The sequence below is a fragment of the Luteolibacter sp. SL250 genome (assembly GCF_026625605.1).
Lineage (GTDB): Bacteria > Verrucomicrobiota > Verrucomicrobiia > Verrucomicrobiales > Akkermansiaceae > Luteolibacter.
On sequence record NZ_CP113054.1, the window covers coordinates 4670223 to 4684676 of the forward strand.

A 14454-nucleotide genomic window follows, 5' to 3' on the forward strand; every position below is an offset into this window, starting at 1 on the left:
GTCACGGATCATGGATGATGGTCCCGCATCATTTTCCGCAGGTTTTTCCCCAGCCCGAAAAGGACCATTACGTCATCCTCCTCGAACGGTCGGTCCGGCTGGGGGATGCCAAGGACTTTGCTGATGGGCTGGCGGACGGAACTCAGGGCGGCTGCTCCACGGGATTTTCCGATGGTCACGAGGTTGAGGTCATACTTCGACCGGAGTTCCGCCTCCTGCAGGGTTTTGCCAACCAGCGGTGGCGGCGTGATGATCTGGGCGATCTCATACCCCCCTCCGAGATCCAGGCTGTCGATCAGATCCGGGGTCTTGAGGGAGCGGGCCAGCCATGCGGCGGCCATCGCCTCCGGGATCATCAGTTCGTCGATCTTCAGCAGCTTCAGCAACCGGCCATGGAGGGGATTGATGATGCGGCTGATGATCCGCTTCGCCCCGAGCTGCTGGAGATTCGCCGCGATGGAGAGCGAAGCCTCGAAGTCCTCACCGATGGCCAGGATCACCGCATCACAGGCGTCCACGGGTATTTCGTGGAAGGCGGCCAGATCCGTGCAGTCCGCCCGGACGATGTATTCGATCTCATCCTTGAGCGCGTGGATGTGGGCGGGATCATTGTCCACCGCCACGATTTCATGCCCGTCACGCCCGAGCTGGCGTGCGAGTTGGGTGCCGAAGTTTCCAAGACCGATGATGCAGAATTTCATGAGCGGGATCAGATGAGGAGGATGTTTTCTCCGGGTTTGCCGGAAGCAGGCCGCCGGTCAGGCGGAATGAGGGTCGCCAGCACCGTAAGCAGACCGATCCTGCCAACGAACATGTTGACGATCAGGAGGCATTTGCTGCCGTCCGTGAGCAGCGGGGTGAGATCGATCGAAAGCCCCACCGTGGCGAACGCGCTGACCAGCTCGAAAATCAACCGGGTGTCCGAATGCCCCCTCCCCGCCTCCAGGTACTGCAGGATCACGAAGTTCACCGCAAGCCACAGAATCGCCAGGAAAACCAACCCCAAGGCACGGGATCCGGTCTCCGCCGGAATGGTCCGGTTGAAGACCACCATCCCGCGGGAACTGCCACGGAGCTGCAGCCACAGGTGCCCCAGCGCCACGGCGACGGTGGTCGTGCGTAGTCCTCCGGCCGTTCCCCCGGGAGAACCTCCGATCAGCATCAGGACGATCACCACCTGCATGGTCAGAACGCCGATCGACGACATCGGGACCGCGTTGAAGCCAGCCGTCCGCGCGGTCACCGAGTGAAAGAACGCACTCAAAATGCGACCGCCATTCCCGGGGCCATTCCAAAACACGTACTCGGTGACCAGAACGATCAGCGCACCTCCCACGATCAGCACACCGGTGACCGTGATCACCAGTCTGGTCTGCACCCGCAACCGGTATCTCCTCCCCTCCTTGTCCCTCCATCTCCGGACCTTCGCCACAGCCCACTGGGTCAGATCTTCGTTCGTCAGGGCACCCAGCCCTCCCACGACAATCAGCCCCATGATGCCCAACTGGCACAGGACGTTGTCCTTCACCAATTTGTCCGCCAAGCCATCGGGCAGCGTGGAGAAACCCGCGTTGCAGAACGCGGAAACGGAATGGAAGACCGCCTGGAACACTCTTTCTCCGGGAGCCGTGACCGCCCCCAGCGAGGAATAGAGCACCACCGCACCCACCCCTTCGCAGGCAAACGTCATGATGACGATGAACGCGAGGGTGTGGTTCACCCTCGCCAACCGGTTCTCCTGCAGCATCCGTCCGAGAAGGAGCCGGTCATGCATTGAAAGCCCCTCGAACAAAACGACCGCCGCAAAAAAGGTCAGGGTCATGATGCCAAGCCCACCCACTTGGATCAGGAACAGGATCACGAGCTGTCCGGTGGTCGAAAAATAGGTGGCCGTATTCTGCACCGCCAGTCCGGTCACACAGACGGCGCTGGTGCTGGTGAATGCCGCATCCAGCCACGAACAACCCTGCCCGGCGACCGTACAACGAGGCATCTTCAACAGCAGTGTGCCAACGATGATGATGAGAAGGAATGAGGCCATCAGAACCAGGCCCGGGTGGAACGCCCGTGCGGTGAACCGGCCCTGATGATGGATCAGCGACGCCAGCCCCGATATGAGGACCACCGTCTGGATGAAAAGATGCTTTCCGGTGATCCAGGAACTCCCCTTGAAGGAAAACAATAGGATGATGGCAATCAGCACGACTCCCGCCAGACCGGCATGATAGGCGAGACGGCGCCTCTCAACGTGGTGGTCCCGCATTTTGAGGAAGACCCAGCTCCTCTCCGCGGCGAATGCAATCCCCGTGAAAACCGTCAGCCAGTGCTGCCAAGGGGTGACTTCACCGGTCCAGCCGATGATGCCGAGGAGACAGATGGAGGAGACAAGGGCGAACAGAGGATGCAGCCACTTCCTGCATGCCCGCACTGATGCCGGCGTTTCTCCCTGTCCATCGAGTTCCTCCATCTGGAAAAACGGTATCCACGGAACACCCGGTTGCACAAGACGACTTCAAATGCGGCATCTCCCGGCAGCATTCCGGAAATCGCGCCGGAGTACACTCCGGCATCCCCAGCGGCCGGCTCCGGACGCCGGGCCGTGTGCCCGAACTAGCCCGGCGGGACACTTTCCAGGACACGGCGCCGCTCCTCTTCGGGAATCAGACCTTGCCAGGGATCCTTCCGCAGAAAGGACGCAAGGCGGGACGCATCCTTGCCCGGGTGGTACGAATCCTTCCCGTCTTTGTACCGGCGGAGGGCTTTTGAAATGAAGCGAGGGATGACAAAACTGAGAATCCTGGCATGGATCTTGTCATTCTCCGATTCACCGGGCGGCCTCGTGTGCAGGGCATTCAACTTGCAAACAAGGAGCGAACAAGGATCCAGGAGATAGATGTCCCCGTATCTCAAAGGTGTTCCGTGATGGAGGATCGTCCCAAACGGCCCGGGCTCATCAAGCAAGGGGAGGCCGGAAAGAGCCTCGATGGTGGTGGGAGTATCCCCTCCGATGGAAGAGGTTGCGGGAAGCGTCAGAGGCACCGCGATCGAGGGGAAGGAGCGTTCGCCATCCTTCGGAATTCTCTTGATGACAATTCCGGGTTTGGCACCCGCATCCTTCAGGTTGCGGACAAACATCATCGCATCGGATTTTTCAGCCCGCAGATCGATGTCCTTGCTCCGGACCGGCAGGGGAAATTCCTTCCTCAATGAAGGTGGCAGCAGGATCTCGGCCCACTGCCCCACTGCCAGTCCGCCGACCACACAATACCGGGTCTCCGTCTCCTGAAGCCGCGCCAGCGCCAGTGAGAAGTCCGCGAGTGACACCGATATGTCCTTCCCTTTTTCAGACATACCCATCCCTCATGTCGGCGTCATCCGCCGGTGGTTCCAACGACCAATCGTAAAGATCCTCCCACTTCAACTCATGCGGATTTGGTACGATGCGGGGTTCGGCAATGCTCCACTCCGGCGCACTTTGCCACCCATTCCCCGACGGTTTGGCAACGACCCATTTACCGTGATCCAGCCGTGCCTCTTCGCTGACCGAATATGCCTTCCGCTGGACAGCCTCCAACGCCTTGAACGCCGCCCACCCGCCGGCATCCACCTCGATCATGCCGGGAACCGTTCCGCCACGTTTTGGAATCCTTTCCACTGGCGGCACCCTAAAGCCGATCTTCGAACCTTTCAAGCTGGGAAACGATGGTAGCAGAGGGCGGATTTGAACCGCCGACCAAAGGCTTATGAGTCCTCTGCTCTACCACTGAGCTACTCTGCCATCGTCCGGTTCCGGAACCCGTTGGGCTCGCGGAGGGGCATTCGGTTACCCGCGCCTGCCGGGTTTGTCCACCCGAAATTCAGAAATTTCAACACCGGACGGCTCAAAAGTCCTTTGAAAAACCAATCCTTTCAGAGAAGTAACAGTCCATCCATTTAACAGAAACCTGACACCATGTCCTCAAATCCACTTTTCTCCACCCGCCGCTCCTTCCTCAAGGGGCTGACCGTCACCACCGCCGGTGGGATCATCCTGCCGAACATGCTGCTCCGCGCACAGGATACCCCTGCTTCGAAGAAACTCGGCATCGCCTGTATCGGTGTGGGCGGCAAGGGCTTCTCTGACATGGTGAACGCGTCGTTCGAGAACGAGATCGTCGCCATCTGCGACGTGGACGCGAAGAATCTGGCGAAAGCCGCCGCCAAATTCCCTAAGGCGAAGCAATACCGCGACTTCCGCAAGATGCTGGACGAGAACGAGAAGGCCATCGATGCGGTGACCGTCTCCACCCCGGACCACACCCACTTCCCGGCGGCAATGCACGCCATCGCCCTCGGCAAGCACGTCATGGTGCAGAAGCCGCTGGTCAACACCCTCTGGGAGGCCGACCAACTCCACAAGGCGGCGAAGAAAAAGGGCATCATCACCCAGATGGGCAACCAGGGCCATACCTTCGAGGAGAACCGCCTGCTCAAGGAGTGGTTCCAGGCGAATGTCATCGGCGAGGTGAAGGAAATCCACGTCTGGACCAACCGTCCGATCTGGCCGCAGGGCCCCGCCGTCGCCCCGAAAGATGCCGAAGTGCCGGAGCACCTCGACTGGGATCTCTGGCTGGGTTCCGTGCCGAGCCGGCCGTATCAGACCGGCATCGCCCCGTTCGCCTGGCGCGGCTTCTTCGAATATGGCAGCGGCGCCCTCGGTGACATGGGCTGCCACAACCTCGATCCGCTGGTCTGGGGTCTGGGCCTGGGTGTCCCGGACAAGATCGAAGCGACTTCCGAAGGCCTCACGGACATCGCCTGGCCGAAGGGCGCGAAGGTCCAGTATCTCTGGAAGAACATCGCCGGCCATGGCGAGGTGAAGCTGTTCTGGTACGAAGGCAAAAACGCCGACGGCACCCCTTGCCAACCTGCACCTCCGAAGGAACTGGGCGACCAGAAGCTCAGCGGCAGCGGCTTCTACATGGTCGGCTCCGAAGGCGTCCTCTACAACCAGGGCGACCAGGCGAAGAAGCTCACCATCTTCCCGGAACAACGCTCGAAGGACTTCCTCGCCTCCCTCCCCGCGAAAACCGTGGACCGCAGCCCGACTCCCGGAGATCCGCAGAAGGAATGGTCCCTCGCCATCAAGAACGGCAAGGAATTCGCCTTTATGTCCCACTTCGACTACGCGGTCCCGCTCACCGAACTCTGCCTCCTCGGCGATCTGGCGATCCGCACCGGCAAGCCGATCGAGTGGGACCAGAAGAAATTCGAGGCCGTCGGCAACCCGGAGGCAAACAAGCTGATCAAGCGCGCCGAATACCGGAAAGGCTGGGACTACTCGGTGGACAAGATCTGATCACCACCGCCAACGGATTCCGAAAGCCCCCGTCCAACTCCGGACGGGGGCTTTTTCGTCCCGTCCGAAATCATCCGGCGTCCATCAAATCACTCGCACTGAACGGAAAGTTGGACTCTATTGGATGCACTCGTCATGTCCCAAGCCATCATCGATCCAGAGGAAGTCCGCCGGTTCGCCGCCGAACTGAAGCGGTTCAACCTGGATCTCCGCGACCGTTCGAACGCCCTCCTCTCCCGCTTCAATGCGCTGGGTGACACCTGGCAGGACCAGGAACAGGAAAAATTTTCCGGTGAGTTCCTGCAGATGATGAAGTCCGTGAAATCCTTCCTGGAGGCCTCCGAGCGGCACACGCCGTACCTGTTGCGGAAGGCGGACCGCATCCAGCAGTATCTCGACCAACGCTGAGTCTCGCCATGTCCGACCAAGCCAGGGTTTCCTCGATCGATGCACTGGAGCTTTTCCGGGCCGATTTGATCCAGTACATCATGAAGGCCAGAACCGCGCTGGAGGAAGCATCCAGCGATGTCCGCCGCACCCAGGATTGGCTGGACCGTGACCGTTACCTCCACTGGAGCAATGAAATCCGCAAACGGACGAAGCTGCTGCGGCAGGCGGAGCAGGAACTTTACAGCGCGAACCTGACCAACCCGTTCTCGGCGAACCCGCTCCAGAAAATGGCCGTCCACCGGGCGAAGCGTGCACTGGAGGAGGCGGAAGACAAAATGCGGACCATCACCCGCTGGCGGCACCGCTTCGAACGCATGGCCAGCCCGCACCTGCGCGGACTGGATCCCTTGCTGTCCCTCCTCGCCCAGGACCTGCCCAACGGCGTCGCCTCCCTCGCCGGGTCCATCAAGGCACTCCAGGCGTATGCGGAAAAGCGCACGCCCGCCCCGAATCCACCACCCACCGACGCCCAACCACCCGCATGAGTTCATCAGGCAGCAAAGGCACACTCGCGGCCGCGACACGACAACTCTCCGCCCGCTGGACGGAGACACGCAAAACGTGGCGCGACCACAAGGCCATGGAATTCGAACAGGTTTATCTGGCGGAACTTTTCCATCGTGTGGAAGATACTTTCCGGGTCCTTGATGATCTCGACCAACTCCTGCACAAAGTTCATGCCGAATGCGACTGATCCGATAGATCCCGCGCGGATCCTCTCCGCGATCGAGGGAATCAAACGCCGTGTCGCGCAGACCGCGGAGGCGGAGCTTGATCTCGAGAAGACCCGCAAAAGCCGGAGCCTGAAGCTCGCCCAGGAGATCACCCGCAGGGAGGAAAGCGATGCCGCCGCGCTGGCCGCCCGCCTCGCGGAGCTGGAGGCAACCTACCAAACGGCGACCTCCGCCCGGGAGCGGGCGTATATGATCCGCCGCGACCACCTGCCCAGGGCCTACCACGCAAGCCGTGCGACGCTGGCGAAGCGCTTGGAGGAAAAGAAACTCGAAGCAGTGGGCAAGGCCCAAGGGACCATTCTTTCCGAACGGAAAGTCCTCCATGAGCGGCTGGAAGCGGCCACGTCCAGACACCAGTCGGTGATGGTGGACCTCCTGACGGATCGTGAGGCCATCCGCCTGCTCCGTGACGAAACCTTCAAAGTCCTCCGGACCTACGGTCCCGTGATGGAATCCCTCTTCGAGAAAAAGAACGGCGTGGATGCGCAGTCCGGAGACCGGAAGGAATCCCTCGAACAGATTGCCGCGGGGCGCGCGCACCTTGAGGAGGCGGGCCGGCAGCCGCTGGCGAACGCATTCCGTCTGGCCCCCCTCTGGATCGTCATCCTGGTCGCTGGGGCTGTCCATGTCGCCATCGCCCGGGGAGTGGGTCCATGGCTGTTCGCCACCGTCTGCCTGATCCTTTTGGTCTGGTGCGCCGGCCTGCTCCAGGCATGGCCCGCCGCCCGGCGGATCGCGGGATCCATCGCGCGGGCACGCGACGCATCGAAGCATGCCGAGAAAATCTCCGCGGATGAGGTCACCGCCGTGGCGGAAGAAATCGCCGAGCACGAAAAGGCCCACAACGAAGGCATCACCCATACCTTCCAGGCCACGGAGAGCGAAATCACATCCCTGCTCAGGAAAGGGCAGCAGGAGCTCCAGAAGCAACTGGCGCTGCTTCCCGACCGGATGCTGGACCTCCACCGCAGGCGTCTCGCCCGCCTCCACAACGCCTATGTGGAGGAAGTGGCGAACATCCGGAAGGAGGCGGAGGAAACCTCCGGACGGCGTAAGCAGGCCCGGGCCAATGCCGCCCAGACCGCCGCGCTGGCAATGGAGAACTCCATCAGCCAACTGGCCGTGCCATGGCAGGATGAAGTGGTGGGAATCCTGGACCAGCTCAACGGGCTGGATGAGGAATCCGCAGCGGCATTTCCGGCATGGACGGAGCAGTCCACCTCCACATGGGCGCCCGTCACCGTGGCTCCGGCCGCCATCCGGATCGGCAGTATCCATCTCGAATCTTCCGGTTTTTCCGGCGGCATCCCGAACCACCCGGCGTTCCCGCTCCCGGAATCATCCGCTCCGCTGGCCCTTGGCTTCCCTGACCGCGGCTCCATCCTGATCGAATCGGACGGCGACTCCCCGGCGGCAACCACCGCCCTCAACGCCATCTCCATCCGTATCCTCGCCTCCCTGCCGCCGGGCAGGGCGTCATTCGTCTTCATCGACCCCATCGGCCTCGGGAAGGATTTCGCGGGATTGATGCACCTGGCCGACTATGAGGAATCCCTCATCACCCACCGGATCTGGACCCAGCAGGCCCAGATCGAGGAACGCCTGGCTGAAACCAACGAGCACATCGAAAAAGTCATCCAGATGTACCTGCGGAATGAGTTCGCCACCATCGCGGACTACAACGCACAAGCCGGCGTCATCGCGGAAAAGTACCGCTTCCTGGTGATCGCGGGATTTCCATCCGCGTTCAGTGACACGGCGATGAAGCGGCTGCGCTCGATCGCTTCCAGTGGCGCCCGTTGCGGAGTCCATCTTCTGATCCAGCGGGATGTCCGCCAGACCGGGCTCGACCCCGCGTTGGATGAGGAACTGCACGGTGCCTGCCTGACCCTCTCATCCGGAAAAGGTGGCCTGCTGCTGGCGGGCAACCGGGTGACCTTCGATCCACCTCCCGGAGAACAGTTCGCCAGCACGCTGATCCACAGGATCGGGAAGGCCAATGTGGACTCCAACCGGGTGGAGGTTCCATTTTCCCAGATCATGCCATCGGAGGAGGAGGTCTGGTCGCTGGATACCTCGGAAGAACTCCGCGTCCCCATCGGCCGGACGGGGGCGAAGAAGCTCCAGATGTTCTCGCTGGGGAAAGGCACCCGGCAGCACGCCCTCATCGCGGGCAAGACCGGTTCCGGAAAGTCCACCCTGTTCCATGTCATCATCACGAACCTCTCCCTCTGGTCCTCACCGGAGCAGGTGGAGTTCTACCTGGTGGACTTCAAGAAGGGCGTCGAGTTCAAGTGCTACGCGGATCGAAAGCTGCCGCACGCCCGCGTCATCGCCATCGAGAGCGACCGTCAGTTCGCCCTGAGCGTGCTGCAGCGGGTGGATGACGAACTCAAGCGGCGGGGCGAACTGTTCCGGAAGGCGAGTTCCCAGGACCTCGCCTCTTACAACCGGAACGGGGGCACGCGCCTTCCGCGCACCCTGCTGCTCATCGACGAGTTCCAGGAGTTTTTCACCGAAGACGATCCGGTGGCGCAACAGGCGTCGCTGCTGCTGGACCGTATCGTCCGGCAGGGTCGCGCCTTCGGCATCCACGTGATCCTTGGCTCCCAGACGCTGGGCGGGGCCTACACGCTGGCCAGGGCGACGCTCGGCCAGATGGCCGTACGCATCGCCCTCCAGTGCAATGAGACGGACGCCCATCTGATCATGGATGAGGACAACCCCGCCCCCCGCATGCTCACCCGCCCGGGCGAGGGCATCTACAACGATCAATCCGGTGCCGCCACCGCGAACAGCCCCTTCCAGATCGTCTGGCTGCCGGAAAACGAGCGGGATGCCATCCTCACCCGCGTGAAAGCGATGGCCGAGAACACCGGCGATGCACCGGCGCCGATTATTTTCGAAGGAAACGCCCCTGCGGAAATCGCGGCCAACCCGGATCTGGCGGAAGCCCTGCGGATGGCGCCGGCCACCCGTCCCGGTGCGGCCCACGCATGGCTGGGTGCGCCGAACTCCATCAAAGGCCCCACCGCCGCCACCTTCCGCCGCCAGAGCGGCAGCAACCTGCTGGTGGTCAGCCAATCTTCGGAGCAATCCACCTCCCTGCTCGCGGGGGCGCTCGTTTCCCTGGCCGCACAGTATCCTAAGGACCAGGCGGAATTCATCATCCTCGACCCGCGGGCGGCGGACGAATCAACCGGAAGTGCTTTGAAAGATCTTGCGGAAAAACTGCCCCACTCCACCCGCATCGGTGGTCCTGCGGATGTTGCGGACTGGTTCAGCGGACTGGCCGGTGAGCTGGCTGCACGGTCCCCGGACTCGGGAAGGAACGCACCCGAGATTTTCGTGCTCATCCACGATATCCACCGCTTCAAAGCGTTGCGTCCTGACGACGAGTTCCGCTTCAGCTACGACGACACCGCACCGGCCGCAAGTCCCTCCCAGACACTCGCCGACCTGGTGGGCGAGGGCGGCCCGTCAGGGTTCCACGTGCTTGCCACGTCCGATACCTGGAACAACGTCAGCCGCTGGATTCCGCGCAAGCTGCTCGCCGATTTCGAAATGCGGGTGCTGTTCCAGATGAGCGCCGCGGATTCTTCGAACCTGATCGACTCCCCGGATGCATCAAACCTGGGACTGCACAAGGCGCTGCTCCACAACGAACAGCTCGCCACCCAGGAAGTGTTCCGGCCCTATGCGCCGCTGGATTCCGGGTGGACCGACGAAGCCGCCGCACAGATCACCGGACGACAATAACTCACTGCCCGGCGCGGGCGAATCTGACGATGAACACGCCACAGGGTGGAACCTCCACCTCCAGGCGGTTGCCGCCTCCGGAAACAGCCTGAACCGTGGACTTCACCACTCCCCTGTTCTCACTGTCGTTCATCGCGTTGATGTTCGGGTGGGCCAACTTCCACACCGACTCACACGCGTAGCCGTCCGGTACGGCGACCGTGGCCGCCTGGGCGGCATCCGGAGACCGGTTCACCAGGGAAACATGGACATGACCGTCGTCCGCCAGCACCGCTGCCGCATCCACGAATGGCAGGGAAACCCCTTCCATGGAAATCCGGTCGTAGCGGGTGTCTCCGTCGATGGTGGGCTTGATGGTCGTCATGTCGAGCGACGCGCCCTTGGTGTCCACTTCCAGTTTCCGCCCCACCATCCGCTCCCGGTATTCTTTGAACACGGGATAGATGGCCGTGCGGAAGGCATCCTCCTCCCCAACCGTCCGGACCAGTCCGTGGGCATTCACCGGAAAAATGTAGTTCGCCATCCCCACCGTGGGACTCTGCCGGATGAAGGCGTTGAGCATCCCACCGACCACCGCCGCATCGAACGCGCGGCGGGGTGACTGGCGGCTGAAGGCGAAGCCTTTCTCCCCGTTGACGGAGTGGCGGTTGTTCCACTCGTCCACGCTCAGCCGGATCGGCCGGTCCTCCCGCCCCAGGTGCCGGTTCGCCTCCTTCAGTTGCTCACCCAGTTGGACAAGGTGAGCCTCCATCTCCGCCGGCGCGAACAGGGTGTTCAGCGGATCCTGGATCTCCCCATCCTTCACCTTGGAGTTCACGTAGTAGTGCTGGGTCAGGAAGTCGATCAGGCGGCCGTTCTCCTTCAGCACCGTTCCGTTCCACTCCTTGGTGTGGCCGATGCCCAGCAACTGCAGGTCCGGATGGTAGTGGCGGATCGTCCCCGCCCACACCTTCAGCCGCTTCGCGTATTGTTCATCGGTTTCCTGCACCCTCGCGCTCCTGCTCTTGAGGTAGTTCTCGTTGCCGATGCACCAGAACCGGACGCCATACGGCTCCCGGCGGCCGTTCTTCGCCCGGAGTTTCCCGAGGTCGGACCCTTCGTCACCATTCACGTAGGAGATCCAGTCCAGAGCCTCACCCAGCGTCCCTTCATGGTCGGGATGGAGGCTCATGTTGAGGTTGATGTAGGGAACGGTCCCCACTTCCCCGCACCACCGGAGGAACTCGTCAGTCCCGAATTGGTGGTTCTCCACCCCGCCCCATGCGAGGTTGGGCACGGTGGGCCGCCCCTCCTTCGGGCCGATACCGTTGCGCCACTGGTATTCATAGACGACCGTCCCGCCGGGCCAACGCATGACCGGGATCTGGAGCTCGCGCAGATGCGGGATGACGTTCTGTCTTACGACACCTTCCTTGCTGGCCACGCCGCCGTAGATCATCTGATCGTTCACGTTCTCCAGCATCTGGCCGTAGATCATCGGATCGACCCGGGCCGGTGCTTCCGGAATCTCCACCGTGACCGTGGTGGACTCCTTCGCCCACCCCTGGATCAGGAACGAACACATCAGAAACGGGATGGACTTTGGGAAAATGGATCTCATCGGATTTGGCTGCTGTTGAAAATGTCACGCTTCGCAGGGCGGGGCATTCGATCAGACCTGATGGATGCCACACCAGGTCCATCAAAGCCATGGCCCCACGCCACCCAACCATGTCCCGGAAACCCCTCACCCCAAGCCATTGTCGCGCGCCAGCACCTTTTCCCGTTCGCGGTATTTCGCCGGAGACTCGCCGAACTCCTTGGTGAAGGCCTTGCTGAAGGAAAACGCGTCACCATAGCCGACTTCTTCCGCGATGACCTGGTGGGTCGCGTTCGTCAGCATCAGCAGCTCGCATGCTTTCCGGAGCCGCAGGAGGGTGAGCCGCTGGCGCGGGCTGCAGCCGTGGTATCTCTGGCACAAGCGGCGGAGATGCTCGCGCCCGACGTTCGCCGCCGCCGCCATTTCGTCGATGATCCACTCCCCGTTCAGCCGGGCTCCGACCGCCGCCCACATCCTCGCCAACCTCGGTTCCTCCTCCACCGGCTTCACCAATCCCACCAGGGTGGCCCGGATCAGGTCGCACCAGATACCCGTCAGCCGGGGATCGTTCGCGCGGGACACCTCGTCCGACAGGCCGGTGTTCGCCGCATGAAGGGAGTAGGAAGCCGCCCGCGTCAGCCATGGTCCCGGCTCACGGAACAACTCCGGATAGGAGGCGTCCGGCTCGAACCGCACCCAGGCGTAGTGCCATTCCTTTTCCTTCGGCGATACCCGGTAGCCATGCGGCACTCCCGGCGGCATGACGTACGCCGCATCTTTCCCCGCCTTCTGCCAGGAGCCCTCCGCCACGACCAGGCCCTCGCCGCCGATGGTCACAAGCACCAGTCCGAAACCCGGTGAAGGCCGGATGAAAGCCCACTCGCCCCCCGCCTTCGTCACCCCCAAGTCGCGGATTCCCAGCTTGCGCAGCAGCGGACACGCCTCCCCATCCACCACCTTGCGGTCAATCACATCCACGAATCCTTCTGTCTCCACCAGGCGCATTGGCACATACTTTCGCCGGGAGGTGTCGTTCTCTTTCAAGCTGTTTCTCCGCCGACCCCTCCCGTCTCCGGGCATCCGGCCCGTTCCGGACCGTGAAATCCCCCCTTTCTCCGTGGATTGACAGCCCCGGACCCCTCCCCCATCGTCCCCGGGTCCCGCCTTTCCCGCATTTTATCCATGATTTTCAAAAGTCTCTGCCGCCACGCTGGTATCGGCGCGAATTCCTACCTTCTGGAAACTTCCTCCGCCCGCGTGGTGCTCGACTCCGGAATGCACCCGAAGCACGAAGGCATCGAAGCCACCCCGCACTTCGAGTTCCTGCAACCAGCGTCGGTGGACGCGGTGGTGGTGACCCATTCCCACCTCGATCATGTCGGCACCCTGCCCATGCTGCTCGAGGAACAGCCGCACGCGAAGGTGTTCCTTTCGCCGGAAACCGCGGAGCTTTCCTGCGCCCTGCTCCACAATTCCGTCAACGTCATGCAGGCGAAGCGGATCGAGCTGGGCATCACCGAATACCCGCTGTTCGAGCACAAGGACATCGACCGCATTTCCGAAGGCTTCGAGCACAAGGGCATCGAGCGGCCGTTCGATCTGGACTATGACGGCACGATCCGCGCCACCTTCCACGACGCCGGCCACATCCTTGGCTCGGTGGCTGTGACCATCAAGGCGGAGGGCAAGACCATCCTCTACACCGGCGACGTGAACTTCGAGGACGCCACCGTCCAGAAAGGTGCGCTGCTGCCGGAGGAAACGGTGGACGCCCTGATCATCGAAACAACCCGCGGCGACCACGCGCGCAAGCCGGAATACAATCGGAAGGACGAGGAGAACGCGCTGGCCGACGCCATCCGCAACGTGCTGGAGCGCAACGGATCCGCCCTCATCCCGGTCTTCGCCATGGGCAAGACCCAGGAGGTGCTGGCCATGATCGACCGCTTCAAGAAGGAGGGCTTGGTGCCAAAGAAGACCCCCGTCTACATCGGCGGCCTGAGCACCAAGATGACGATGATCTACGACCGCTACGCGGACGTTTCCCGCCGCAACCTGCCGGGATTCCGCTTCATGAAGCACATGGAGCTGGAAGCCGGGACGAAGAAACGCGTCGGACCCATCCCATTTCTCCCCGGCTGCATCTACGCGCTGTCCAGCGGCATGATGACGGAGAAGACCGTCTCGAACGCGTTCGCCCGCCAAGGCCTGCTGGAGAACCCGAAGCACGGGCTTTTCTTCGTCGGCTACGCGGATCCGGAGTCTCCCGGCGGCCGCATCCGCGCCGCGCAGCAGGGCGATGAAGTCGTGATCGATCCCGCCTACCCGGCGGTGAAACTGAACTGCGAGGTCCGCGTGTTCGACTTCTCCGGTCACGCCACCCGCGAAGCGCTGGCCGACTACATCTGCAAGGTGAAGGCGAAGAAGACCTTCCTCGTCCACGGCGACGATCCGGCGGTCGAGTGGTTCCGCCAGGAAATTTCCCGCCGCCTCCCCGAGACCGAAATCATCATCCCTCAACCCGGGGATTCCCACGAAATCTAACTTCTTCCCCTCCTCCCGCCGGAAGCCGAAGCTGTCCAACCCATCGCCGC

Annotated in this window: 12 protein-coding genes and 1 tRNA gene; 6 read left to right on the forward strand and 7 right to left on the reverse strand. The window is 62.3% G+C overall.

From position 1 onward, the window contains the following. Positions 1–8: 8 nt before the first annotated feature. From OVA24_RS20235 to OVA24_RS20255, 5 genes are all read right to left on the reverse strand, one after another. Positions 9–701 (reverse strand): potassium channel family protein, encoded by a 693-nt coding sequence (locus OVA24_RS20235; RefSeq protein WP_267671978.1) that lies wholly within the window; start codon positions 699–701, stop codon positions 9–11. A gap of 8 nt (positions 702–709) precedes the next feature. Beyond that, entirely contained in the window at positions 710–2467 is a 1758-nt protein-coding gene (locus OVA24_RS20240) for a TrkH family potassium uptake protein (protein WP_267671979.1), read from the reverse strand. A gap of 143 nt (positions 2468–2610) precedes the next feature. After that, positions 2611–3351 (reverse strand): hypothetical protein, encoded by a 741-nt coding sequence (locus tag OVA24_RS20245; protein ID WP_267671980.1) that lies wholly within the window; start codon positions 3349–3351, stop codon positions 2611–2613. Beyond that, positions 3344–3616: a hypothetical protein gene (locus tag OVA24_RS20250; protein WP_267671981.1), complete on the reverse strand. Its 273-nt coding sequence runs from the start codon at positions 3614–3616 to the stop codon at positions 3344–3346. Before OVA24_RS20250 ends, OVA24_RS20245 begins: the two co-directional genes overlap by 8 nt. Positions 3617–3703: 87 nt before the next feature. Beyond that, positions 3704–3778 (reverse strand) — tRNA-Met (locus OVA24_RS20255). A gap of 174 nt (positions 3779–3952) precedes the next feature. On the opposite strand from OVA24_RS20255, the gene OVA24_RS20260 reads away from it, so the two are divergent. The 5 genes from OVA24_RS20260 (at position 3953) to OVA24_RS20280 (ending at position 10281) form a co-directional block, all read left to right on the forward strand. Further along, complete coding sequence (locus OVA24_RS20260; protein WP_267671983.1) at positions 3953–5338, forward strand: Gfo/Idh/MocA family oxidoreductase; 1386 nt, start codon at positions 3953–3955, stop codon at positions 5336–5338. A gap of 135 nt (positions 5339–5473) precedes the next feature. Next, entirely contained in the window at positions 5474–5746 is a 273-nt protein-coding gene (locus OVA24_RS20265) for a WXG100 family type VII secretion target (RefSeq protein ID WP_267671984.1), read from the forward strand. 8 nt (positions 5747–5754) lie between these two features. Further along, positions 5755–6273, forward strand: a complete 519-nt coding sequence (locus OVA24_RS20270) for a hypothetical protein (protein ID WP_267671985.1) — start codon at positions 5755–5757, stop codon at positions 6271–6273. Next, entirely contained in the window at positions 6270–6482 is a 213-nt protein-coding gene (locus OVA24_RS20275) for a hypothetical protein (RefSeq protein WP_267671986.1), read from the forward strand. The genes OVA24_RS20270 and OVA24_RS20275 overlap by 4 nt, the downstream gene beginning before the upstream one ends. Beyond that, a complete protein-coding gene (locus OVA24_RS20280; protein WP_267671987.1) occupies positions 6466–10281 on the forward strand; it encodes an FtsK/SpoIIIE domain-containing protein in 3816 nt (1271 codons plus the stop codon). The genes OVA24_RS20275 and OVA24_RS20280 overlap by 17 nt, the downstream gene beginning before the upstream one ends. A 1-nt stretch (position 10282) precedes the next feature. Here OVA24_RS20280 and OVA24_RS20285 read toward each other — a convergent pair whose 3' ends face one another. Together OVA24_RS20285 and OVA24_RS20290 are read right to left on the reverse strand one after the other, a co-directional pair. Next, the gene (locus OVA24_RS20285; RefSeq protein ID WP_267671988.1) at positions 10283–11881 is read right to left on the reverse strand and encodes an alpha-L-arabinofuranosidase family protein; all 1599 of its coding nucleotides are present in this window, start codon (positions 11879–11881) and stop codon (positions 10283–10285) included. Positions 11882–12007: 126 nt separating this feature from the next. Next, the gene (locus tag OVA24_RS20290) at positions 12008–12904 is read right to left on the reverse strand and encodes an AraC family transcriptional regulator (protein ID WP_267671989.1); all 897 of its coding nucleotides are present in this window, start codon (positions 12902–12904) and stop codon (positions 12008–12010) included. Positions 12905–13042: 138 nt separating this feature from the next. Between OVA24_RS20290 and OVA24_RS20295 the strand changes: the two genes are divergently transcribed. After that, the gene (locus tag OVA24_RS20295) at positions 13043–14404 is read left to right on the forward strand and encodes an MBL fold metallo-hydrolase (protein WP_267671990.1); all 1362 of its coding nucleotides are present in this window, start codon (positions 13043–13045) and stop codon (positions 14402–14404) included. Positions 14405–14454 lie beyond the last annotated feature (50 nt).

Excerpts from the sequence above, each read along its gene's own strand:
- OVA24_RS20260 (WP_267671983.1), top strand. The coding sequence starts at position 3,953 with ATGTCCTCAAATCCACTTTTCTCCACCCGCCGCTCCTTCCTCAAGGGG.
- OVA24_RS20270 (WP_267671985.1), top strand. The coding sequence starts at position 5,755 with ATGTCCGACCAAGCCAGGGTTTCCTCGATCGATGCACTGGAGCTTTTC.
- OVA24_RS20245 (WP_267671980.1), bottom strand. The coding sequence starts at position 3,351 with ATGTCTGAAAAAGGGAAGGACATATCGGTGTCACTCGCGGACTTCTCA.
- OVA24_RS20285 (WP_267671988.1), bottom strand. The coding sequence starts at position 11,881 with ATGAGATCCATTTTCCCAAAGTCCATCCCGTTTCTGATGTGTTCGTTC.
- OVA24_RS20235 (WP_267671978.1), bottom strand. The coding sequence starts at position 701 with ATGAAATTCTGCATCATCGGTCTTGGAAACTTCGGCACCCAACTCGCA.
- OVA24_RS20250 (WP_267671981.1), bottom strand. The coding sequence starts at position 3,616 with ATGATCGAGGTGGATGCCGGCGGGTGGGCGGCGTTCAAGGCGTTGGAG.
- OVA24_RS20275 (WP_267671986.1), top strand. The coding sequence starts at position 6,270 with ATGAGTTCATCAGGCAGCAAAGGCACACTCGCGGCCGCGACACGACAA.
- OVA24_RS20295 (WP_267671990.1), top strand. The coding sequence starts at position 13,043 with ATGATTTTCAAAAGTCTCTGCCGCCACGCTGGTATCGGCGCGAATTCC.
- OVA24_RS20240 (WP_267671979.1), bottom strand. The coding sequence starts at position 2,467 with ATGGAGGAACTCGATGGACAGGGAGAAACGCCGGCATCAGTGCGGGCA.
- OVA24_RS20280 (WP_267671987.1), top strand. The coding sequence starts at position 6,466 with ATGCCGAATGCGACTGATCCGATAGATCCCGCGCGGATCCTCTCCGCG.
- OVA24_RS20265 (WP_267671984.1), top strand. The coding sequence starts at position 5,474 with ATGTCCCAAGCCATCATCGATCCAGAGGAAGTCCGCCGGTTCGCCGCC.